Genomic DNA, 22,832 nt, shown 5'->3' on the forward strand with positions numbered 1-22,832 from the left:
TGCTTTTACACCGCACTTAACTGTTTGTTTTTCCTCTCTAGTTTTTTTCAAGTTTCACCGGAATACTTTTCTAAATCCGGGTTAATTTCTTCTACTTGTCATGCAGAAAATAGAGACTTTCTGGTATTTCTGTCTTAAGCATTTCAAACAGGAATTGAATGGACAGCAGTTTAATACCTGGATCAAGCCGCTCAAGCTGGAAATCTGTCCGGATGTGGAAAATACCCTGGTCTTAATTGCTCCCAATCGTTTTGTATTGCAATGGATCAAGGATAATTTTGTCAACCGCATCGACGAAATGGCACAAGGTCATTTCAATGAAAAAATCCATTTCAAACTGGAGCTGAAAGATCCAGCCGAGATCAAAACAGCAACAATCAAGGCACCTGAACCGAAAAGCAAGGAAGACAAGAAACCACCTACAGATAAAGCGCATGGCACCACCGCCAGAAAAACCAATCCCAGCCGGCTCAATCCTGCTTTTACCTTTGACGCCTTTGTTACCGGGAAGGCCAATCAGCTGGCACGTGCCGGGGCCATTCAGGTAGCAGAACGACCAGGTATTGCCTATAACCCTTTGTTTATTTACGGGGGGGTAGGATTAGGCAAAACGCATCTGATGCATGCGGTCGGCAATTACGTTATGGAACTGGATGCCGGGGCCAAAATCCGCTATGTCCATGCTGAAAAATATGTATCGGATGTCGTCAGTGCTTATCAGCACAAGTCATTCGATAAATTCAAGCTTTACTATCATTCGCTTGATCTGTTGCTGGTGGATGATGTTCAGTTTTTCAGCGGTAAAAACCGGACACAGGAAGAATTTTTCTACGCCTTCAACGCATTAATCGAAGCACACAAGCAAGTAATCATAACTTCCGATTGTTATCCGAAGGAGATTTCCGGGCTGGAGGAACGTTTGGTATCAAGGTTCGGTTGGGGATTGACCGTGGCGATCGAACCCCCCGAACTCGAAATGCGCGTAGCCATTCTGCTCAAAAAAGCTTTCATCGAGAAGATCGAACTGGACGAAAGTACCGCCTTTTTCATCGCTAAATATATCCGTTCCAATGTCCGGGAACTGGAAGGCGCACTAAAACGGGTTCTGGCGTATTCACGCTTTACCGGTCATCCGATTTCCCTTGATCTGGCCAAGGAAGCGTTAAAGGATCTGCTAGCCATACAAAATCGGCAGATTTCAATCGAAAACATTCAGAAAACCGTAGCGGATTACTACAAAATAAAAGTAGCCGACATGTACTCAAAGAAACGTGTCAGGGCTATCGCCCGACCCAGACAAGTTGCAATGGCTATCGCCAAGGAACTAACTCAGTTAAGTCTGCCTGATATAGGCGAAGCTTTCGGTGGAAGAGACCATACAACTGTACTGCATGCCCATCGTAAAATCGTAGAACTACGTGCTTCTGATCCCGGAATAAACCGGGATTACAGTACATTGATACATATCCTGCGTGGATGACGTAATACGCCAATAACCCCTGCATGTTTTGTGGATAACTCGCATAAAATCCTGATTGGAAAATTTTGTTCACAATTCATCCACAGGCTATACTCAAATCATACAGGATTAATTTAACGTGTAAATATATAATATGTAAGTAATTTTGTTACTTATCCTTATTTTTTTCACTGCTTAATTATTATTATTTAGTTTTTAAATTAAATGAAACTAACAATATCCGACCGGGATTTGCTGTTCAAACCACTACAAACAGTGAGTGGTATCGTAGAACGAAGACACACGCTTCCCATACTTTTAAACGTCCTGATTTCAATCAGGGATGGCAAACTGGCACTGGTGACAACAGATCTGGAAATAGAAGTCGAGGCAACTTCCAATATTCCGGAACTGGAAAATCAGGGTTCACTGCAAATGACTGTTTCTGTCAGAAAATTACAGGACATATTGCGCGCTTTGCCATCTGGTTCCCCAGTCGAACTGATCCGGTCAGAAAACCGGTTACAAATTGTTTCTGGAAAAAGCCGTTTTAGTCTGCAACTACTTCCGGCTGAAGATTTTCCGAGAATGGCCAAGGACAATGAGCGTTGCGATGCCTCGTTCACACTGACACAACAAATACTGAAAAAGCATCTGCAGCGGGTATCACACGCCATGGCGCAGCAGGATCTGCGTTATTACCTGAACGGGACATTATTGCTGATCGAAGACAACAAGCTGATGCTGGTAGCCACTGACACGCACAGACTGGCGATAACTTCTTTCGATCTGGATGGACAGTTTGAAAAATCGGAAACAATTATCCCGCGCAAGACGGTGTTGGAACTGATCAGACAGCTGGAAGATAGTGACAAACCGGTAATTGTCGAAATTTACTCAAAAAAGATCTGCTTCCACTTTTCAGATGCTGTGTTAGTGTCGAAAGTCATTTCAGGAAAATTTATCGATTTCAGACGTGCAATTCCGCAAACCAGTGTTTTTCAGTTCGATATAAATCGTCTTGATTTCCTCCACGCACTGCAGCGCACCGCGATTATTTCCAGTAGTAATGATTTATTTCGCAACGTTCATCTGAATATCACGAACGGAAAGCTGAATATATCCGCCAAAAACAAGGAACAGGAAGAAGCACAGGAAGAAATTGAAATCGTTTATTCAAATGAAACAATTGATACCAGTTTTAATATCGTTTACCTGATGGAAGTATTGAACAACCTGGATAGCGAGCATATCAGGTGCTCTTTTGAGAACATGCAAAGCGCTATATTAATTACGTTGCCGGATGATGATCAGTTCAATCATGTCCTAATGCCAATGCGCGAGTAGTACAAACCTGCTCGCCTTATCAGATTTACCGGAATTACAAAAGAGATAACTTTAAATATGAATACAAGTCAGCCAGAGTCCACCAAAAATACCGAGAGCAGTCAACGCGATTACGACTCGAACAGCATTAAAATTCTGAAGGGACTGGATGCTGTTCGCAAGCGCCCCGGAATGTATATTGGTGATACCAGTGATGGCACCGGGCTGCATCATATGGTGTTCGAGGTTGTCGATAATGCCATCGACGAGGCCTTGGCAGGCTACTGTGATGAAATTTCCGTAATTATCCATGCTGATAACTCCATCAGTGTTCAGGACAATGGTCGCGGGATTCCTACTGATATCAAGCAGGATGATGAGCAGAAACGTTCTGCTGCTGAAATTGTCATGACGGAGCTGCATGCGGGCGGCAAGTTTGATGACAATTCCTACAAGGTATCTGGCGGGTTGCATGGTGTTGGTGTGTCCGTGGTGAATGCGCTGTCAGAATGGTTACGACTGACGATTTACCGCAAGGGAAATGTTCATCAGATAGAGTTTCGGGACGGCGTAGCGGTTGCTCCATTGGCAGTTACTGGCCAAACCGATAAACACGGAACAGAGGTGCACTTCCTCGCCAGTCAAGTGATATTTGGTAATGTAACTTATCATTACGATATCTTCGCCAGACGATTGCGCGAACTCTCCTTTCTTAATTACGGAATCAGGATCAGGCTGGTCGACCGGCGTGATAATCGGGAAGAGACTTTTGCGTTTTCCGGTGGCATCCGTAATTTCGTCGAATACATCAACCGTACCAAAACTGTGTTGCACCCGAGCATCTTTTATGCGAAAGGAATGAAAGATGATATTACTGTCGAAATTGCAATGCAGTGGAATGACAGTTATGCTGAACAAGTACTGTGTTTCACTAATAACATCCCACAGAAGGATGGTGGCACCCATCTGACCGGATTGCGTGCAGCGATGACGCGCACACTCAACAGCTATATAGAAAAAAACGAGCTGGCCAAGAAAGCAAAGGTTGATACCACGGGTGATGACATGCGAGAAGGGATGACCTGTGTGTTGTCGATCAAGCTGTTCGAACCTAAGTTTTCATCCCAAACCAAGGAAAAACTGGTTTCATCCGAAGTACGTCCGGTGGTTGAGGAAGTTGTTTCACATAAACTTTCAGAGTTTATGCTGGAAAATCCCAATGAAGCAAAGATTATCTGCAACAAGATTATTGAAGCTGCCAGAGCACGGGAAGCTGCCAGAAAAGCCCGCGAACTGACACGCAGAAAAGGCGTCCTGGATAGTATGGGTTTGCCTGGAAAACTGGCAGACTGTCAGGAAAAAGACCCGAAACTATGCGAGCTTTATCTGGTGGAGGGAGATTCTGCCGGCGGTTCTGCTAAACAGGGACGTGATCGTAAATTCCAGGCAATTATGCCGCTCAAAGGCAAAATCCTGAACGTCGAGAAATCCCGCTTTGACAAGCTAATTTCCTCCCAGGAAATCGTGTCACTTATAACTGCTTTGGGAACAGGCATCGGCAAGGATGAATACAACCCGGATAAACTGCGTTACCATCGCATTATCATCATGACTGACGCGGACGTGGATGGATCGCACATCCGGACTCTGCTGCTGACCTTTTTCTACCGGCAAATGCCTGAATTGATTGAGCGTGGTCACATTTACATTGCGCAACCACCTTTGTACAAAATCAAACATGGCAAGCAGGAACGTTATCTCAAGGATGATTATGAACTCAAGCGCCACATACTTGGTTTAGCGCTCGTGGGTGCAGAACTGCATCCCGGGATGGATAATCCACCGATTGTCGGAGAAACATTAGCAAAGATTGCAGATGAATACCTGGTAGCTGAGGCAGTGATTGAACGAATGAGCCAGTTGATTGATCGGGCTGTGATGTATGCGCTACTTAAGCAACCTAATATCGATCTAAGTTCAGAAGCCAGTGCACAAGACAGCGCCGTCAGATTGGCATCGTTGCTGGATGATGTTGAAATTACTGCGGAATACGATGAAGATTCTGAGAATTACCAGCTCAGGATTAATCGTAAACAGCACGGCAATCTTCGAACTAGTTATCTGGATACTGATTTTCTGAAAAGTGGTGATTTCGCCAAGATCAGGCAAACTGCACAAATATTGCATGGTCTGATCGGTGAAGGTGCGAAGGTTAAGCGGGGTGAACAGGAAGTACCCATTCTGGAATTTAAGGAAGCTCTGGAATGGTTGCTGGCGGAGGCCAAGAAGGGTGTTACTATCCAGCGTTACAAGGGGCTGGGAGAAATGAATCCGGAGCAGTTATGGGAAACGACGATGGATCCGAGTAATCGCCTCCTGTTACGTGTACAGATTGAGGATAGTATCCTGACCGATGAAATCTTCACTACCTTGATGGGCGATGTGGTCGAGCCTCGCCGGGCATTCATTGAAAGTAATGCTCTTCGCGCAAGGAATATTGACATTTAGGTGAATTTTGAGGATTTTTTATGTCGACAGAATTTAATAAATCAATGAATCAGGCACAAACGAATATTAACCTGCTTCAACTGCATGATTCACCTGTCGTGCGCTGGCTATACTTGAGTATCGGTGTAACTGCCCTGTTTATAGGTATATTAGGCATATTTTTACCCATACTGCCAACAACACCATTTGTTTTACTGGCGGCAGGCTGTTTTGCGCGCAGCTCCGAGCGTTTTCATGGCTATCTGCTCAGTCATCGTATCGCCGGACCGATTATTTACGAATGGTGCGAATATCGCAGTGTGACGCGCCAGGTCAAGCGTTGGGCATATCTGGTGATGTCGTTATCCTTTGGCAGCTCGATTTTGATCGTTTCTTCCTGGGGATTAAAAAGTATGTTGGTTTTACTGGCTGTAATCCTGTTTACGTTTATCTGGCGCTTGCCTGTACGGGATGAGAACAAGTAATACACCTATTTCACGTTTTTGATGATGTGTAGTTCTATAAGCAGTTTGTTTATTGATGGAAAAAGTTCGCTTGTCCAAGCTGATGTCCGCGCAGGGAATGTGCTCGCGCAGGGAAGCAGATGTTTATATCGAACAAGGTTGGGTCTATGTGGATGGACAGCCGGCTCGTGAACTGGGGACAAAGATTTATCCCTGGCAGGAAATCACACTTGATCGAACAGCCCAGATCAAACAGAATCAGCAAGTAACGATTTTGTTGAACAAACCGGTTGGTTATGTATCCGGTCAGCCTGAGCTTGGCTATAAACCAGCGGCCAGTCTGATTTGTCACGATTCTCGTTTTCATCGAGATCGTTCTTCTCTGAAATTTACTTCGCAACACCTTAAAAATCTTGCCCCGGCTGGTCGGCTTGATATTGATTCACAGGGATTGCTGGTATTCACTCAGGATGGCCGTGTTGCCAAACAGTTGATCGGAGAATATTCGCGAATTGAAAAGGAATATCTGGTACGGGTAATCGGCAATCTGACGCGCAAAGGGCTGGCATTACTCAATCATGGTTTGCAGCTCGACGGCCAAGTATTAAAACCCGCCAAGGTGAGTCTCTTAAATCAAGATCAGCTTCGTTTTATCCTGCAGGAAGGTAAAAAGCGGCAAATCCGGCGGATGTGTGAGTTGGTTGGTTTAAACGTGTCCGGATTAAAACGTGTCCGGATTGGCCAGATCAGATTGGCTGACCTGCCAGAAGGAAAATGGCGCTATCTTGGCAAGAACGAATTGTTTTGAATGTCCTGGATCCCGAGTTAGTTTCAATCAAAACAATTATTATCAAAGCCATAATTCTTGACAAATTTGAAGGGGTCTCTATAATCACCCGTCTGTCGAGAGGCAAATCCAAGTTTATTAGTCCGTTGTAGTTTGCGGGAATAGCTCAGTTGGTAGAGCACGACCTTGCCAAGGTCGGGGTCGCGAGTTCGAGTCTCGTTTCCCGCTCCATTTTATTGTTTTATGCTGTGTTCTGCATATTCCGGCGTTTCTTGGTCCACGTCAAATTTCCATGCTTGGCGTCGTAAAGTAAGCGACGCTTATCAAACGGTTCATGGCGGGGTGGCAGAGTGGTTATGCAGCGGCCTGCAAAGCCGTCTACGCCGGTTCGATTCCGACCCCCGCCTCCATACATATCAGAAGTGCTTCGTAATTGCCCGGGTGGTGAAATTGGTAGACACAAGGGACTTAAAATCCCTCGGACATAAACGTCCATGCCGGTTCGATTCCGGCCCCGGGCACCAGGAAGTCACAGCGTACTTACTGAGTATTCTGGTATGCGCTGGATTATCAGCACGATCGGTAGTAAAACGTTCTGTAAAAACAGCATGCCCGTCACAATTGTCGAAATAATGGAATAACCCGCAATTTTGCTGTGTGGTAGTGGAATTCACCCGGATTCTGATAAAATTACAGATTCGTTATAGGAAGTGCCGTTCGAGGACAAAATACCATCATGACTTATGTAGTGACTGAAAGTTGTATCAAATGTAAATATACCGATTGTGTTGACGTGTGCCCTGTGGATTGCTTTCGTGAGGGCCCCAATTTTCTGGTAATCGATCCGGATGAATGTATCGATTGTACGCTGTGTGTGGCGGAATGCCCGGTGGAAGCAATTTATGCAGAAGATGACGTTGCTGAAGATCAGCGACGGTTCATCGCACTCAATGCGGAGTTATCCAAAATCTGGGAACCGATTATCGAGAAGAAAGATGCACTGCCGGATGCAGATGAATGGGCGTCTGTCACAGACAAACTGGATCATCTGGAACGCTGATAAAGGTTGCAATCGCAAAGCCGTTAATCATCATCACAATCACATATAACAAAACGGTCAAGGAGACGTGAATGATGAAAACTTCGATTATATGGATTTTTTTTCTGATGCTGCTTTGTGTACTTCCGCAGACTGTCATGGCAGAGCATGGTTCAGCACAAAGCTATCCGGCCGCAGCAAGTGAAAAACTGGTTAACGGTATTGCTAACGCAGCAACCGGTTTTGTTGAACTTCCCAAAAACGTGATTCTTGCCACTCAGCGGGACGGTGCTGCATACGGGGTGACTATCGGTTTTTTGACCGGTATCCTGCATACCATTGGACGCACTGTATTTGGCGCACTGGATGCAGCAACCTTTCTTATTCCCACTCGACCGACTGTTCGCCCGCCTTATATCTGGCAAGATTTTGATAAAGAAACTACCTACGGGTAATTTTTATTGCCTGCCTGCTTCAGTTTTTCAATTCCGTCATCAATTTCCTGATTTTCTTTATCCGCTCTCCGATATCCGGGATTTGCGCCCGGATGATCAAGCGATCAGGCCCGGACATACTGTATTCCTTACCACTTTGGATAAGCTGAATGATTTTTATAGCTTCGATCGGTGGATCAGTTACAAACTGTAACTGAATACTATCTTGGCTTGCGTCAATACGCGTAATACCCATTTTTTTGGCTTCAATGCGTAGTCGGTGACTGTCCAGTAATGCACGGGCTGGATCAGGTAACAGGCCAAAGCGATCAATCAACTCCTGGTGAATCTCATCCAGCTCCGCCTCATCGCTGCAACCCGCCATGCGCTTGTACAGAACGAGCCGTTCATGAATATTGTTACAGTAATTTTCTGGCAGTAGTGCAGGAACATGCAGCCTAACCTCCGTTGAAATACCGAGAGGTTGCTGCATATCCGGCTCATGACCTGCTTTCAATGATTTAATCGCCGCATCCAGTAACGAATTGTAAAGGCTAAATCCGACCTCTTGCATCTCGCCACTTTGTGAATCCCCCAACACTGCACCTGCACCACGAATCTCCAGGTCATGCATGGCCAGATAAAAACCGGATCCAAGCTCTTCCATTGCCTGAATGGCTTCCAGTCGTCTGATTGCCTGTATTGTCAGTGCTGCTTTTTCCGGTGTCAGCAAATAGGCATACGCTTGATGGTGCGAACGGCCCACCCTGCCGCGCAACTGATGTAACTGTGCCAGGCCGAACTTATCAGCGCGATGGATAATAATCGTATTGGCGGTGGGAACATCAATTCCTGTTTCAATGATGGTCGTACACAGCAGCATATTGAAACGCTGCTGATAAAAATCACGCATAACATGTTCCAACTCGCTTTCCCGCATTTGCCCATGTGCAATGTTTATTTTTGCTTCTGGCAGCAGTTTGATCAGCTTGGTATACATGTTCTGAATGGTGCTGACCTCATTGTAGAGAAAATAGATTTGTCCACCACGTTTCAGTTCGCGCAGGCAGGCTTCGCGAATGATTCCCTCTGTGTAAGGGTGTACGAATGTCCGGATTGCCAATCTTCTCTGGGGAGCAGTAGCGATAACTGAAAAATCCCTGAGACCTTCAAGCGACATTGCCAGTGTGCGTGGAATTGGCGTTGCAGTCAGTGTTAGTACATCTACTTCAGCACGTAATTTCTTGAGTTGTTCCTTCTGGCGCACACCGAAACGATGTTCTTCATCGATGATAACCAGCCCCAGGTTTTTGAATTTGACCTTGTCCTGAATCAGCTTATGTGTTCCGATAATAATATCGGTTGTTCCTTGCGCCAAGCTTTGCAGCGCTTCGGATTGTTCTTTGGTCGAACGGAAACGTGAAAGCTCAGCAATTTTTACCGGCCATTGGTCGGCAATCAGCCCGAAGCGATCAGAGAAACTCTGATAATGCTGCTCTGCCAGCAGCGTGGTTGGCACCAAAATCGCAACCTGCTTGCCATCTGCGATCGCAATGAAAGCAGCGCGCAAGGCGACTTCAGTCTTGCCGAAGCCAACATCTCCACAAATCAGTCGATCCATTGGCTTTCCGGAAACCATATCCTGAATGACCGCATGAATGGCGGCAGCCTGATCTGGTGTTTCCTCAAAACCAAAGCCGTCTGCGAAGACATTGTAATCATGTTGATTAAGGCGAAATGTATGGCCTTTGCGGGCGGCACGCTGTGCATACAGATTCAGCAGCTCAGCAGCGGTATCGCGTACCTGTTGCATCGCCTTGCGCTTGGCTTTTTCCCATTGGCCACTTCCCAGCTTGTGCAAAGGAGCCTCCTCCGGCGCAGCACCGCTGTAGCGGCTGATAAGATGAAGCTGTGTGACCGGTACATACAGCTTGTCTCCTCCCTGATATTCCAGCGCGAGGAATTCGTCAGATTGGTCTGAATTATTCTCGCCAGCATCCATACTTACCAAGCCGAGATAACGGCCGATACCATGTTGTTCGTGCACCACTGGATTGCCGGGTTTGATTTCAGACAGATCACGCAAAATGGAATCAGCAGAAGTGGTTTTGCGTGCATCGCGCGCGCGCTGTCCGCGTACATGGGTAGCATACAGCTCGGTTTCAGTGATCAGTGCCAGTTTTTCTGCAGCCAGAATAAAACCATTGTGCAAGGCCGCCACACCGAGCATGCAGAGCGTGTGATCCGATTGAAAAGCAGCATAGTCTTCGCAGAGTTTTAATTGCAGGCCATATTCACGCAAGTATTCGGCCATCAGCTCGCGCCGCCCCAGGCTTTCTGCCAGCAGTAAAATCCGGCCCCCGTCCTGCGTAAATGTGCTGATAAAAGTGGTTAACTGCTCGATTGGGTCGGCAGCACGACGATCTACCCGCACAGATGGAAGAGGAAGAGAAAACGGCTCACTAATTGTTTGCTGATCACCGCCCTGTATTTCTATCCGACTATATGCTTTGAGGTAGCCGTAAAACTGATCTTCCAGCAAAAACAGATCAGCGGGGGGAAGTAAGGGGCGATCAATATCACTGCGCATCAGCTGAAAGCGTGATCGGGTATCCTGCCAGAAATTTTCAATGGTGGATGCAATTTCACCGTGCAGGCATAGCGTGGAATGCTGTGGTAAATAATCAAATAATGTAGCAGTCTGTTCAAAAAAAAGTGGCAGGTAATATTCAATTCCGGCAGGAATATTTCCCTTGCTGATTTCCTGATACAGCCAGCTGCGTGTTGGATCTCCCTCAAATTTTTCCCGGAAGCCGGTACGGAAACGACTGCGCCCGGTATCGTCGAGGGGAAATTCTCGTGCCGGTAACAGCCGGATTTCATTGACTGGATAAATACTGCGCTGGGTATCCGCATCGAATGTACGTATGGATTCAATTTCATCATCGAACAGATCAATACGATAAGGAAGCGGGCTCCCCATGGGAAACAGGTCGATCAACCCTCCGCGAATACTGTATTCTCCCGGCGAAATTACTTGTGAAACATGGGAATAGCCAGCCAACGACATCTGGCTGCGAAATGACTGCAAATCCAATGTACTTTTTTGTTTGATGAAGAACGAATACGCTGCCAGAAACTCTCGTGGCGGCATTCTGTATAACGCAGTTGTAACCGGTACGATCAATACGTCGCAGGCATTGTTTACAATCTGGTGAAAAGTAGCCAGGCGTTCTGAAATCAGATCATGGTGTGGGGAAAAAACATCGTAAGGTAAAGTTTCCCAGTCCGGCAATAAACTCACACGCAAATCGGGTGCAAAAAAAGGGATTTCCTCAAGTAATCTTCGTGCATCCTGTGCATTGGCGGTGATAACAGCCAACAGCTGGTTGTCCTGATTCTGCTGGTTTGCCAGTTGTGCCAGGGCACAGGCATCACTGGACCCTACAAAACCAGTGTAACGTTGTAGATGTCCTGGACGAATTTTGATTGGTTTGGATGACATGGTTTTACAAACGGAGTTTGGATTGTTCAGAAATATGCCAGATGTGAAGCCAGGAAAAATGCACCAACCAGACCGATAATGGTAGCTATTGTTCCCAGGAAACATCGTTTGGCCAGTACAATGTTTCCGGTAAAAAATATTAGTCCCAGCTTGAAAATGAGATTGGCAATTACTCCGAGCGTAATTGCGATCACAACTTCGATGATTTCCAGTTGACCCATCTCGTACAAACGTAAGCTGCTCAGTGTGATCGCATCCACATTGGTTAGCCCAGAAATAATGGCCACAGCGTATAATCCGCTATTGCCGGCGATCTCTGATAACCAGCCGGAAAGAAACAATACTGCCGCGTAAAGCAGGCCAAATCTTACGGCGATCGAGATTTCTGTCGGATTTTTGGTATCCGGCATTGGAACAGCTTGCTGCTGGCTAAATTCACGCCACCTGAATACTGAAGCGATTAATCCCAAAAAAAGACCGCCACCCAGAATGGGCGTAAGGTAGGGAAAAATAGTTGGAGAAATGATCTCGGTAATCAATGCAAGCCTGACCAGTACAACCAAATTGGCCAGTAAAATTACAATAACTGCCGTATTGATCAGATCAGGCTTATCTCCGTTATGGCGCGTAAACACCATCGTGGTAGCCGTACTGGAAACCAGTCCTCCCAGCACACCCAGCAGAACAGCACCATGACGCTGACCGACGAAACGTAATGCAATATAGCCAGCCAGGCTAATGCCAGAGATCAGTACGATCATCAGCCATATCTGATAAGGATTGAATGCGTTGAAGGGACCATAATCCTTATCAGGCAAAATGGGCAGGATAATGAAGCTGAGTACCGCGAATTGCAGTATCGAAATCAGATCCTTTCGGCTCAGGTTTTGTGAAATTCCCTGAAGCTCGGTTTTAAAATAAAGCAGTATAGTTGTGATAATGGCAAGCATAACTGCCAATATTGATTCTTCATACCATACCAAAGCTCCCAATCCGTAGCAGATCAGTATCGCAGCAATTGTGGTGGTACCTGGATCCTTCTGTTTTTCCCGTTTATCCCGGTAGGATGAAATCATCATGATTCCGGTTAGCAACAATCCGCTGATTAGCAGCCAGGGTGTTTGCACCTTATCCGATAGCACGGCGGCCAGCGTGCCGAACATGGCCACCAGGGCAAAAGTGCGTAACCCCGCTTTGGCTGCTGGATGCCGTTCACGCTCCAGACCGATGAGCAAGCCAATCGCCATACTGGTGGCAAATTCAACCAGATAAACCCGCTCATGTTCAGGAAAAAATAGTTCATCCATATTGTGCGCAACCAGATCCAAACCAGTGTTCAAGTAGTAACTGCATACGAGTGCTTCCGTTATATTCGTTCAGCTGCACCCGGTAGACAGCGTCAATCTCGGCTGGCAAACGTTCAGTATGAAAAAACAGAATGCCATCATATATCCGGCTGGCGCCAGCTTTGCGCAGCTTCAGTTTCAAATGTTTTTCTCCTACAATTCGTTGATTTTCAACCCGGAAGCGGCCGTTGAAACTGGGTTCAGGAAAACCTTGTCCCCAGACTTGATTGGTCAGATATTGTGCCAGTTCCAGAGTCAGATCTCTTTCTTCCAGTTCACCATCGGTTTCAATTACTTGTATCAAATCGACAGGCGTCAGCAGTGACTGCGCAACTTGCTCGAATACTGCGCGAAATTGTTCAAAATGCTGTGCATGTACTGTCAGACCGGCAGCCATAGCATGGCCACCAAATTTGACGATTAATCCTGGGTGACGTTTTGTAACCAGATCCAGTGCATCGCGCAAATGCAAGCCCGGAATTGATCTGCCGGAACCTTTGATTTCCCCATTATTTCCCTGTGCAAACACGATAACCGGTCGATGCAATCTGTCTTTGATGCGCGATGCAATCAGGCCGATAACACCCTGATGCCAATCTGAATCGTACAAACACAGGCTGTAAACAGGGTGCACCCTGTTATTGGCTGGCGCATCGAACTGATCAAGCATATTTATCACCCCTTCCAGCTTGCTCATCGCTTCATCCTGCATGCCTGCCTCGATTTCACGACGCTGGCGGTTCAGTTCATCCAGCTCGCTGGCCAGATGCAGGGCACGGGATTCATCTTCGGCCAGTAAACATTCGATTCCTAGTGACATATCATCCAGCCGTCCGGCAGCATTTAATCTGGGGGCAAGAATAAATCCCAGCTCATAAGTGGTGACGCGACTGAAATCACGCCCAGCTACCTTGAACAACGCATGAATACCAGCACAGCAATGGCCGCTGCGGATTCGCTGCAATCCTTGCTGTACCAGGATGCGGTTGGTTCCTTCCAGCCTGACCACATCGGCAACGGTGCCCAATGCCACCAGATCAAGCAGGTTGGCCAGATTGGGTTCTTTACCTGTCGCAATGAAGGATCCTCGTTCACGCAGTTCTGCTCGTAACGCCAGCATTACGTAAAAAATTACGCCAACTCCGGCAATATGTTTATCAGGAAAATCACATCCTGGCTGGTTGGGATTAACGATAACCGCTGCCTCTGGCAGTTGATCTCCAGGCAGATGATGATCAGTGATAAATACCTGCATGCCCAGCCGGTTTGCTTCCGCAACGCCCTCCACGCTGGCAATGCCGTTATCCACAGTAATCAGGATTGCGGGAGGAGGATTGCAATTTGCTGCCAGCTGCACGATTTCCGGTGTCAGCCCATAGCCGTATTCAAAACGATTGGGTACAAGATAATCCACCACAGCACCAAACTGGCTTAATGCGCGCAAGGCGACTGCACAAGCAGTTGCGCCGTCTGTATCGTAGTCGGCAATGACAAGTAAACGCTTTTTTGCTGCAATCGCATCGGCTAGTAAAACTGCAATTTGCCTGATATTTTTTAGTTGCTGAAATGATGCCATGTGGGAAAATGTTGTATCGAGCTGATTCGGTTTTTCTATGCCACGTGCAGCAAAAATACGTGCAAGTACCGATGGCAGGCCGTGTGCAGTGAGGGTTTCGTATGCGTGAGAGGGAAACTTGCGGATAATAATATTAGTCATGACCAATATGTTATCACCGGGTTGCAATAAGCCGGTTTGAAGAAACAGTTTGCAAGCTGGAGGAGGTGGGTTTTGCTATATCAAGAAATCAGTATCAATCCCGGGAAAAGGAAGTAAAAGGGACAGGAGTATTTCGATTGCGGATGAATTACCGCCGAAAATACTCCTGTCAGATGGGTGGGTATCAGAACTTACTTCGGTGCAACCACACCTGATTCGCCGGTTGCTTTGGCTGCACGCAGTACCGGATAAAACTGTGTGTAAACCATATCTGTCTTGGCATTTTCCTTGTGACATGCAGCACACTCAGCCGTAGGCAAGTTTTTCGCTGCGGTAACCAGCGGTGTACCAGGCACATAGAAAATGTAGAAAGCCCAGTTTCCTGGTTCATCTGGGAAGCGTTTTGAATCCTTGACGGATGCTTCCAGGCCGATATAGTCGCCCATGAAATAGCCATTACCGCTGCCCGGGCCTTTGCGGCCGCCAACGCTGATCAGCTCTTTTACGGTCATGGCGCCATCCCGGAATTCCCCTGTTTTTTTCCAGTGGGCATAGCTTTCAGGATCAATGTAAACGGTTCTGATTTCGGTAAAGGGTGCTTTTCCGTCATTCAGTTCGTCGGGTGTCACCTGAGTACCGACCATTACCCATTCACGATAATTTTTTGGTAACAGCAGCTCTCCCTTATCATTAAATTCGGCCATACTTGCTGCCAACGTACCGCTGACCATCACGGCAGAAAAAACCAGACCACTCAAGCTACTCACCAGTTGTTTTTTAAAGTTCATGAAGATCTCCTTTTAGTTGATGTTGATAACATAATTATTTCATCCCGATCGGGAAGATGCTTATCCGGTCGGCAGGTGCGGCGCAGTTTACGCCAGATTTGTTGTGAACAGGTTTGCCAGCGCAACACCAGGGTCCGGTGCGCGCATGAAGGTTTCCCCGATCAGAAAAGTGTGGATGCAATGAGATAGCATCATTTCTACATCAGCTGGTGTACGAATGCCACTTTCGGTAACGATAATTCGTCCGGACGGGATATGTTTGACCAGCTGCAAGGTCGTATCCAGTGTGGTTTCAAACGTTTTCAGATTACGGTTGTTGATTCCGATCAATGGTGTGGACAATTGTAATGCGAGATCAAGCTCATCTGCGTTATGCACTTCCACCAGTACGGCCATGCCCAGTTCCTGTGCAATGGTTTCCAGTTTGTGCATCCGTTCGAGTGCACTGTCACCTTGATTGATAGCGGAATCATGTTGAAAAATGGGTGAAAAAAAGGCTGCAACGATCAGCAGAATACAATCGGCACCCATGGCACGCGCTTCGTAGACCTGATATTCGTCTAACATAAAATCCTTGCGCAGCACCGGTAAATCACAAGCAGCGCGTGCCTGCCGTAAAAAATCAGCATTGCCCATGAAGAACTGCTCATCCGTCAGCACGGATAGACAGGCCGCCCCGTTTCTGGCGTAACTGGCTGCAATGTCTGTCGGGATAAAATCTTCCAGGATCGGATTCCGCCCGGATAAATTTCCCACATGTCCTGATCCAGAAACATTTTGTGACTCTGTTTGTCCGCGCAATAAGCCCTTGCTTGGGCTGGCCCGTTTGATCTCTGCAATGACAGCAGCGTGGTTTTGATTAATCCGGCTGCGTATGGCCTGGAGAAAATCACGTGGAGCGGGTACTGCCCGTGCTTCGTCATGAATTTTATCCAGTGATTTTTGTGTTTGGGTAGCTGAAATCTCCTGCTTTTTTACGGCGAGGATGCGATCAAGAATATCTGACATGCAAAACTAATTAATGGGTTAACTGATTGGAGAATTTGATTAATGCCAGCATTTTTTCTTTGGCAGCACCACTGGCCAGCTTGTCACGGGCAATTTCCACCCCTTCGGCCCAGGAATCAGCTTTTCCAGCGACATAAATTGCTGCGCCTGCATTGAGTAGAACAATATCTCTGGCAGGTCCGGGATGATTATCCAGCACAGACAGAAGCATTACTCGTGCATCATCCGTACTATTTACCTGCAGAGATTCTATTGCGGTACGTTCCAATCCGAAATCTTCCGGCTGCACCGTATATTCCCGGATTTCTCCCTCCTTGAGTTCAGCAATTTTGGTTGGGCCGGAAATGGTAATTTCATCCAGCCCATCGCTGCCATGGACGATCATTGCGTGCTGGCTTCCCAGCCGGAGCAAGGCCTGTGCCAATATCCCGGTCAGATCTTCATTGAATACACCCAACAACTGGTTTTTAGCACCTGCAGGATTGGTTAACGGCCCCAGGATGTTGAATAACGTGCGCACACCCAGCTCTCGACGAACGGGAGCCGCATGTTTCATGGCATGATGAAAATTAGGAGCAAACATAAAACCAATGCCAACTTCGGTAATGGATTGGGCAATTTGGTCAGGCGTTTGATTAAGATGGATGCCGATTGCTTCTAGTACATCTGCACTGCCCGCTTTGCTCGAAACAGAACGTCCGCCGTGTTTGGCTACCTGTGCATCTGCAGCAGCAGCCACAAAGGCGGAAGCTGTTGAAATATTGAAGGTATTGCATCCATCCCCACCGGTACCGCAGGTATCGACCAGATTGACTGAATCGGCCACTTCAATGTGCAAAGCCAGTTCACGCATGACTTGAGCCGCTGCAGTAATTTCACCGATGCTCTCACGTTTCATGCGTAAACCCGTCATCAGGGCAGCAGTCATTGCCGGTGAAACGTTTCCTGACATGATTGCGCGCATCAGCTCAACCATTTCCTCATAAGGAGTTTCGCGCTGCTCCAGGATTCGAGCGAGAATAGCTTGTGGTTTCACGCTTCGCACAGTTTTGATGAATGGTCTTGAATATGATGTTCGCGCAGAAAATTTTTGAGCAGCTGATGACCATGTTCACTTAAAACCGATTCTGGATGAAATTGCACACCTTCGACTGGCAACGTACGGTGTCGCACGCCCATAATTTCGCCTTCTTCAGTCCAAGCGGAGATAGCAAGACAGTCAGGTATACTTGATGGTTCGATAATTAGTGAATGATAGCGGGTTGCCATGAACGGACTGGCAATTCCCTGGAAAACGCCCCGACCATCATGAAAAACCGGCGATGTTTTACCATGCATGACTTTTTCGGCACGTACAATCCGCCCACCGAAAGCCTGGCCGATACTTTGATGACCAAGACACACTCCCAATATGGGAATTTTTCCACTAAACCGGGTGATCAATTCCATAGAAACACCCGCTTCATCCGGTGTGCATGGGCCTGGTGAAATAACGATGCCGGCTGGATTCAACTGCTGAACTGCATCTAGCGAAATTTCATCGTTTCGAACAACCGTAATTTCCTCACCGAGTTCACCCAGATATTGCACTAGGTTGTAGGTAAAGGAATCGTAATTATCAATCATCAGCAACATGGCGAGTACAATGGTTATTTAATATCCGGGGAAAAATTGCTGTGCAGAGAATCAATGCGTGAAAATGGCCATAATCTTTCTACTCAGGTATTTTCGCCCAGGTCGCACGAAAGGTAAACCTGATATATGAAAATTTCTACAGATGTTTCATCTTCTGAGCGAATACACCGGGAAAACAGATCCAGATATAAACCGAAATCATTTCTGGCTCTAATCCTGCTTGGATTTTCAATTGTCGGCTTGCCTCTGATCAGTGCGCTGATATACAGTGCCATACGTATTGATCAGCTATCCGAACAAAGCCGATACAATGTTTATCAAGCCACCCAGATTACCAATGGTACCGGGGTTATTATTGGTGAAATCATGGCGATGGAGCGTAGTGTGCAACATGCGCTGGTGCTGGATGATGCAACTCTGCTAGAAGGCTATTTTATTGCGCACACCAAGTTTGAAAACATTACCAATCACCTCTCCATTATTTCCACGTATCCGGAACAACAGCTTCCACTGGAAAAGCTGCGGCTACTGGAAACTGGAATTTTTCGGGAAATACTGGATCTGAAAGAACACCCGCAGGATTTACAGTATCTGCTTGAACGTTTCGCTTCTTTGCTCGACCTTGCCCAGGAATTTTCAACCAACAGTTTTCGTATGATCGGGCAAAGTGTCGGTAATGTAAGTGAGATTGCCACACAAACCCGCTCACTGGTTGAATGGGAGTTACTGATTCTGGTTCCACTGGTTATTTTTCTGGCACTGGTTTTTTCCGTATTTATTGCTCGTCCCGTCCGCCAGATTGATGAAGCAATTGCTCAAATGGGGCGTGGTAATCTTTCCCGACCAATCCGTGTCAACGGGCCGCAAAACCTCACCTACATTGGGGAACGTTTGGACTGGCTGCGACAGCGCCTGCTCAAGCTGGAGAACCAGAAAATACAGTTCTTTCGCCATATTTCCCATGAGCTGAAAACACCCCTGACAGCAATTCGGGAAGGCGCTGATCTTTTGGCTGAGGGGGTGACGGGCAATCTCAACCGGAAACAACAGCTCATTGCCGGGATTCTTCATACCAGCAGCATACAATTGCAAAAACGTATAGAAGATTTGCTCAATTTCAGCGCGCTCCAGGCGGAGATCATTACGCTTGCCAAACAGAATGTTAATTTGGAAAAAATGATAAATTCAGTTATTCAAGCGCAAAATCTTTCCATCTTGAGCAAAAGCCTTACAATTAACCTGAATTGCCCGGAGTTATTTCTGGAGTGTGACAAACAGAAGCTGGACATCATGCTTGATAACCTACTTTCCAATGCCGTCAAATTTTCTTCGGCATATGGTCACATTGAAATTACTGCTTTGTGTGATGAAAACAAGGTGCAGATCGACATTATGGATTTCGGCCCAGGTGTTGATAATGCTGATGGAGATCGGATATTTGAGCCGTTCTACCAGGGGCGCAATACGCCTGAAAATCATGCCAAGGGCACGGGCCTCGGCCTGGCGATTGCGAAGGAATATGCCGTCGCACATGGAGGAAATATCGAACTTGTTCGGGATACCGGAAAATGTGGCGCACATTTTCGATTAACACTGCCCACCAACAGTTCTGAATCCACATCATGAAAACAATTTGTAAATTATTGGCAGGGCTGATTTTAATCACGACCCTTCCCGGGTGTATGCGTACACTAGTTCAGCCGGTACATCAGCCATCCGAACATATGGAAACCCGGATTATCCAGGAACCGGATGATCTGGGTGAGCTAATGCGTTACTACAGCGCACTACAAGATAAATCCAAATCAGAGCTCATCGAAGAGTATCAGTACGCCAACAGTCATTATCGCGACAGCATCGATGCACACCAGCGACTTAAATTATTGATACTGTTGTTGTTGCCCGATACCGGTTTTCAAAGTACGCGAGCTGCACTGGATCTAATGGAAAATCCTCCGGAGCAGATCGAGTCGACTCCCGCTACGACCGCCTTTCAAAACTTGCTGATATTATTACTTAAGCAGCAGCGAGCAGCGAATTTCAAAATACGAAGTTTATCTGTAAAGTTACGGACAACAGAGGCAGAAGTAAAAACACTGCAAGATAAGATCAACGCAATTAAAAATATTGAAAAACACTTCATGCGCAAAAGTGCATTCTGATTAATTAGCTGGCTAAATGATGCAAAGTAAAAAAATTCTTCTGGTGGATGATGATCCGGATTTACTTGAGCTGCTTTCCATTCGCCTGACAGCAGCCGGATATGAAACGGTTCCCGCCGAAAGTGCCGAAGCGGCCATCAATTATCTCGACATATCACGACCGCATCTCGTCATTAGTGACATACAGATGAGCGGCATGGATGGTATGGCATTGTTCGAGCATATCCATCGTCATATTCCAACGCTTCCGGTCATTATCCTGACCGCGTTCGGTACCATTCCGGATGCTGTCGCAGCGACGCAGCGCGGGATTTTTGGTTATCTCACAAAACCATATAATCCTAAAATTCTGCTGAGCCAGGTCGAGCGTGCAATTGATCTGGCGCCTGCTGTAGATACAATCTCCAGCAAAGTGCCTGCCCCGACATGGCGGAAAGCGATCATTACTCGCAGTGCGCTCATGGAAGATCTGCTTGCCAAAGTGGATCGCGTCGCGCAAGGCAATGCCAGTGTGCTGCTGTCTGGTGAAAGCGGTGTCGGCAAGGAATTATTTGCTCGTGCCATTCATCAAGCATCCAAACGCTGTGAGCAGCCGTTCATCACCATTAATTGTGCGGCCATTCCTGAACAACTCCTGGAGTCTGAGCTGTTCGGTCATGCCAAAGGTGCATTTACCGGGGCAGTCCGGGAGCATAAAGGGCTGTTCCAGCTGGCAGAAGGAGGTAGTTTGTTTCTGGACGAGATTGGTGATATGCCTTTGCTGTTGCAGGCAAAATTGCTACACGCACTGCAGGAGAGGGTTATCCGGCCGGTTGGAACAGCTCAGAGCATCCCGATTGATGTACGTATCATTTCTGCTACGCATAAAGATCTGAAATCGGAGATCCAGGCAGGAAATTTCCGTGAAGACCTGTATTACCGGCTTTTTGTGGTGGGTTTGACAATTCCTTCACTTGCCCAGCGTGGTGAAGACATTCCTCTGCTGGCCAATCATTTTCTGCGTGTATTTGCCGAGAAGCACCAAAAGGATATCAATGGCTTTTCTCCGGAAGCAATCAGTTTTCTGCTGGCATCTTCCTGGCCAGGCAATATCCGCCAGCTGATGAATGTTATCGAACAAAGTATCGTCATGAGTGCGGTTCCTCTCATCTCCAGCGAACTGATCCGCGATGCCATGCACAAGGATGAAGAGCAGATGATCTCGTTTGAGGAAGCCCGCAAGCAGTTTGAAAGAGATTATCTCGTCAAGGTGCTGAAAATAACTGCCGGAAATGTAACCCAGGCGGCCAGGCTGGCCAAGCGCAACCGCACCGAATTTTACAAACTGCTGCAACGACACCAGTTGGATTTCACACTCTATAAGTCCTTGCAGGAAAAGGTCTGATTTCCCGTTTATTTCACTAAAGGCGGGAATTTCGCAATGATTTCAATGATGACACCTTCCCGCAACACTTTCAGGGGCAACCAGGTACCCGGTGTCTGACGTTTAACCGCAGCAATCACATCACTGCTTTCCTGAAGGGTATTGCCAGCCATTTCAAGAATTACGTCTCCGGCCTGTAATCCGGCAGATTCGGCGATACTCCGTTTTTCGACTTGTAGCACGAGAGCCCCCCCGGTTTTCTTGCTGAACTCAAAGCCGATGCCCAAACGCTGCTGTAATGGAGCGGCGGATACCGATGTAAACGGCATCAGGCCAAATACTGCATCAGCATAACCTTCAACCAGTGGCTTGCAGGATCGGTTGGTATCCCATGGCAACAATGCAGCAATTTTTTTCACACCGAGATCTTCTAGCTGGTGAGGTACACCAAAGCCTTTCAGGATATGACCGGAGCCCATAATGCCCACCACCAGCGGATTTTTGTTCTTGTCATAACTGCTGAGCGTCATATGGATTTCCTGTGCCATCGCGCGATCCCATAACTGCTGACTGACAACAAAGCGCAAAAAATCGGGATCATAAACGTTTGGTTTTTGAGCTTTTCCAGTAGATTTATGAGCGGGGCGATCATGCTGTACATAAATGGGCAGCAGAAATTCCAGATATTCCGGTGTGGGAGGTGCTGGTCGCGTGACGCCTTCCCGATCTTTTTCCGGTACACCATCGAATCCCTTGGAGGTGACAGCCCGTCTCAGTGCAATATCAATGTTAAGGGCGCGCATTGGAATGCGGTTCATCCGCGCAAAGTGGAACAGCGGCAGGTACAGATTGGCATCCGTATTCCAAACCGATTGCCATTCAGATCGAGCCAGAAATTCGGACTCTGTCAGTTCTCCCGCCACCCATTGATCCAGAATTTTCTGCACCCGGCGTGGAAACATCTCAAAGCCGATTACCATGTCCGGACGTGCAGCGTACAAGGTAGCCAACATTTGCAGTTGCCAGCGATGATGTTCAGGATTAGCGTGCATCTCGCCCAGTAATACCACGGATTTGTCCTTTACTGACGTCAGCACGCTGGACAGTGTTGTTTCCCCTTTACCGGGGATTATCCAGCTTGCAACCGGAACACATTTGTCCGGTGTGATCTGCTTACTGGTAGAAACTATTTTTTTCTCCGAAGCAGTTTGGGCGGCAAGATCAGAAACATTCACCATTCCTCCTAGCAACAGTAAACCGGGTATGACAAATTGCCGAGCAGACTTTAAATCAATCATTGTTTTGTTATGTA

General features: G+C 47.0%; 18 protein-coding genes and 3 tRNA genes. 13 read left to right on the plus strand and 8 right to left on the minus strand.

Annotated features, from left to right (window positions below; all coding sequences use genetic code 11):
- Positions 1-100: 100 nt before the first annotated feature.
- From dnaA to ACZ5EJ_RS00050, 10 genes are all read left to right on the plus strand, one after another.
- Positions 101-1,480 (plus strand): chromosomal replication initiator protein DnaA, encoded by a 1,380-nt coding sequence (gene dnaA, locus ACZ5EJ_RS00005; protein WP_011633139.1) that lies wholly within the window; start codon positions 101-103, stop codon positions 1,478-1,480.
- Between the two features lie 204 nt (positions 1,481-1,684).
- Positions 1,685-2,806 (plus strand): DNA polymerase III subunit beta, encoded by a 1,122-nt coding sequence (gene dnaN / locus ACZ5EJ_RS00010; RefSeq protein ID WP_011633140.1) that lies wholly within the window; start codon positions 1,685-1,687, stop codon positions 2,804-2,806.
- Positions 2,807-2,863: 57 nt separating this feature from the next.
- Complete coding sequence (gyrB, locus tag ACZ5EJ_RS00015) at positions 2,864-5,293, plus strand: DNA topoisomerase (ATP-hydrolyzing) subunit B (RefSeq protein ID WP_464557210.1); 2,430 nt, start codon at positions 2,864-2,866, stop codon at positions 5,291-5,293.
- A 20-nt stretch (positions 5,294-5,313) separates the two neighbouring features.
- A complete protein-coding gene (locus ACZ5EJ_RS00020; protein ID WP_011633142.1) occupies positions 5,314-5,757 on the plus strand; it encodes a YbaN family protein in 444 nt (147 codons plus the stop codon).
- 55 nt (positions 5,758-5,812) lie between these two features.
- A complete protein-coding gene (locus ACZ5EJ_RS00025; protein ID WP_011633143.1) occupies positions 5,813-6,544 on the plus strand; it encodes a pseudouridine synthase in 732 nt (243 codons plus the stop codon).
- 134 nt (positions 6,545-6,678) lie between these two features.
- A tRNA-Gly gene (locus ACZ5EJ_RS00030) sits at positions 6,679-6,754 on the plus strand.
- A gap of 105 nt (positions 6,755-6,859) precedes the next feature.
- Positions 6,860-6,933, plus strand: a tRNA-Cys gene (locus ACZ5EJ_RS00035).
- 25 nt (positions 6,934-6,958) lie between these two features.
- A tRNA-Leu gene (locus ACZ5EJ_RS00040) sits at positions 6,959-7,047 on the plus strand.
- A 212-nt stretch (positions 7,048-7,259) separates the two neighbouring features.
- Complete coding sequence (gene fdxA, locus ACZ5EJ_RS00045; protein ID WP_011633260.1) at positions 7,260-7,583, plus strand: ferredoxin FdxA; 324 nt, start codon at positions 7,260-7,262, stop codon at positions 7,581-7,583.
- A 71-nt stretch (positions 7,584-7,654) separates the two neighbouring features.
- Positions 7,655-8,017: an exosortase system-associated protein, TIGR04073 family gene (locus tag ACZ5EJ_RS00050; RefSeq protein WP_011633261.1), complete on the plus strand. Its 363-nt coding sequence runs from the start codon at positions 7,655-7,657 to the stop codon at positions 8,015-8,017.
- 19 nt (positions 8,018-8,036) lie between these two features.
- Here the strand turns inward: ACZ5EJ_RS00050 and mfd are convergent, their stop codons facing one another.
- From mfd to ACZ5EJ_RS00085, 7 genes are all read right to left on the minus strand, one after another.
- Positions 8,037-11,501, minus strand: coding sequence for a transcription-repair coupling factor (mfd, locus tag ACZ5EJ_RS00055; RefSeq protein ID WP_074456192.1), 3,465 nt, complete (start codon positions 11,499-11,501; stop codon positions 8,037-8,039).
- Between the two features lie 26 nt (positions 11,502-11,527).
- On the minus strand, positions 11,528-12,808 hold the full coding sequence (locus ACZ5EJ_RS00060) for an MgtC/SapB family protein (protein WP_074456193.1): 1,281 nt from the start codon (positions 12,806-12,808) through the stop codon (positions 11,528-11,530).
- Positions 12,801-14,564 carry a single-stranded-DNA-specific exonuclease RecJ gene (gene recJ / locus ACZ5EJ_RS00065; RefSeq protein ID WP_041353396.1) on the minus strand — a complete coding sequence of 588 codons (1,764 nt, stop codon included), beginning with the start codon at positions 14,562-14,564 and terminating at the stop codon, positions 12,801-12,803. Before recJ ends, ACZ5EJ_RS00060 begins: the two co-directional genes overlap by 8 nt.
- 191 nt (positions 14,565-14,755) lie before the next feature.
- Positions 14,756-15,352 carry a cytochrome P460 family protein gene (locus ACZ5EJ_RS00070; protein WP_011633265.1) on the minus strand — a complete coding sequence of 199 codons (597 nt, stop codon included), beginning with the start codon at positions 15,350-15,352 and terminating at the stop codon, positions 14,756-14,758.
- Positions 15,353-15,439: 87 nt separating this feature from the next.
- Complete coding sequence (locus ACZ5EJ_RS00075; RefSeq protein ID WP_011633266.1) at positions 15,440-16,360, minus strand: indole-3-glycerol phosphate synthase TrpC; 921 nt, start codon at positions 16,358-16,360, stop codon at positions 15,440-15,442.
- 10 nt (positions 16,361-16,370) lie between these two features.
- A complete protein-coding gene (trpD, locus tag ACZ5EJ_RS00080; RefSeq protein WP_011633267.1) occupies positions 16,371-17,396 on the minus strand; it encodes an anthranilate phosphoribosyltransferase in 1,026 nt (341 codons plus the stop codon).
- The gene (locus tag ACZ5EJ_RS00085; protein ID WP_011633268.1) at positions 17,393-17,995 is read right to left on the minus strand and encodes an anthranilate synthase component II; all 603 of its coding nucleotides are present in this window, start codon (positions 17,993-17,995) and stop codon (positions 17,393-17,395) included. Before ACZ5EJ_RS00085 ends, trpD begins: the two co-directional genes overlap by 4 nt.
- Before the next feature lie 126 nt (positions 17,996-18,121).
- Here ACZ5EJ_RS00085 and ACZ5EJ_RS00090 point away from each other — a divergent pair, with 126 nt between their 5' ends.
- Genes ACZ5EJ_RS00090 through ACZ5EJ_RS00100 form a run of 3 tightly spaced genes read left to right on the plus strand, consistent with a single transcriptional unit; the run spans position 18,122 to position 21,541 of the window.
- On the plus strand, positions 18,122-19,621 hold the full coding sequence (locus tag ACZ5EJ_RS00090; RefSeq protein ID WP_011633269.1) for a sensor histidine kinase: 1,500 nt from the start codon (positions 18,122-18,124) through the stop codon (positions 19,619-19,621).
- Between the two features lie 56 nt (positions 19,622-19,677).
- A complete protein-coding gene (locus ACZ5EJ_RS00095; protein WP_242500184.1) occupies positions 19,678-20,157 on the plus strand; it encodes a hypothetical protein in 480 nt (159 codons plus the stop codon).
- A 16-nt stretch (positions 20,158-20,173) separates the two neighbouring features.
- Positions 20,174-21,541: a sigma 54-interacting transcriptional regulator gene (locus tag ACZ5EJ_RS00100; RefSeq protein WP_011633271.1), complete on the plus strand. Its 1,368-nt coding sequence runs from the start codon at positions 20,174-20,176 to the stop codon at positions 21,539-21,541.
- Positions 21,542-21,549: 8 nt separating this feature from the next.
- Here the strand turns inward: ACZ5EJ_RS00100 and ACZ5EJ_RS00105 are convergent, their stop codons facing one another.
- Complete coding sequence (locus ACZ5EJ_RS00105) at positions 21,550-22,818, minus strand: ChaN family lipoprotein (protein WP_464557217.1); 1,269 nt, start codon at positions 22,816-22,818, stop codon at positions 21,550-21,552.
- Between the last annotated feature and the right edge of the window lie 14 nt (positions 22,819-22,832).

It is taken from the genome of Nitrosomonas sp. TNE100, assembly GCF_055387135.1.

Bases quoted from the DNA above. Each gene is read 5' to 3' on its own strand.
- ACZ5EJ_RS00095 (WP_242500184.1), top strand. From the start codon at position 19,678: ATGCGTACACTAGTTCAGCCGGTACATCAGCCATCCGAACATATGGAA.
- mfd (WP_074456192.1), bottom strand. From the start codon at position 11,501: ATGTCATCCAAACCAATCAAAATTCGTCCAGGACATCTACAACGTTAC.
- dnaA (WP_011633139.1), top strand. From the start codon at position 101: ATGCAGAAAATAGAGACTTTCTGGTATTTCTGTCTTAAGCATTTCAAA.
- ACZ5EJ_RS00020 (WP_011633142.1), top strand. From the start codon at position 5,314: ATGTCGACAGAATTTAATAAATCAATGAATCAGGCACAAACGAATATT.
- ACZ5EJ_RS00060 (WP_074456193.1), bottom strand. From the start codon at position 12,808: ATGGATGAACTATTTTTTCCTGAACATGAGCGGGTTTATCTGGTTGAA.
- ACZ5EJ_RS00025 (WP_011633143.1), top strand. From the start codon at position 5,813: ATGGAAAAAGTTCGCTTGTCCAAGCTGATGTCCGCGCAGGGAATGTGC.
- ACZ5EJ_RS00075 (WP_011633266.1), bottom strand. From the start codon at position 16,360: ATGTCAGATATTCTTGATCGCATCCTCGCCGTAAAAAAGCAGGAGATT.
- recJ (WP_041353396.1), bottom strand. From the start codon at position 14,564: ATGACTAATATTATTATCCGCAAGTTTCCCTCTCACGCATACGAAACC.
- ACZ5EJ_RS00090 (WP_011633269.1), top strand. From the start codon at position 18,122: ATGAAAATTTCTACAGATGTTTCATCTTCTGAGCGAATACACCGGGAA.
- ACZ5EJ_RS00100 (WP_011633271.1), top strand. From the start codon at position 20,174: ATGATGCAAAGTAAAAAAATTCTTCTGGTGGATGATGATCCGGATTTA.
- ACZ5EJ_RS00085 (WP_011633268.1), bottom strand. From the start codon at position 17,995: ATGTTGCTGATGATTGATAATTACGATTCCTTTACCTACAACCTAGTG.
- ACZ5EJ_RS00070 (WP_011633265.1), bottom strand. From the start codon at position 15,352: ATGAACTTTAAAAAACAACTGGTGAGTAGCTTGAGTGGTCTGGTTTTT.
- gyrB (WP_464557210.1), top strand. From the start codon at position 2,864: ATGAATACAAGTCAGCCAGAGTCCACCAAAAATACCGAGAGCAGTCAA.
- dnaN (WP_011633140.1), top strand. From the start codon at position 1,685: ATGAAACTAACAATATCCGACCGGGATTTGCTGTTCAAACCACTACAA.
- fdxA (WP_011633260.1), top strand. From the start codon at position 7,260: ATGACTTATGTAGTGACTGAAAGTTGTATCAAATGTAAATATACCGAT.
- ACZ5EJ_RS00050 (WP_011633261.1), top strand. From the start codon at position 7,655: ATGATGAAAACTTCGATTATATGGATTTTTTTTCTGATGCTGCTTTGT.
- ACZ5EJ_RS00105 (WP_464557217.1), bottom strand. From the start codon at position 22,818: ATGATTGATTTAAAGTCTGCTCGGCAATTTGTCATACCCGGTTTACTG.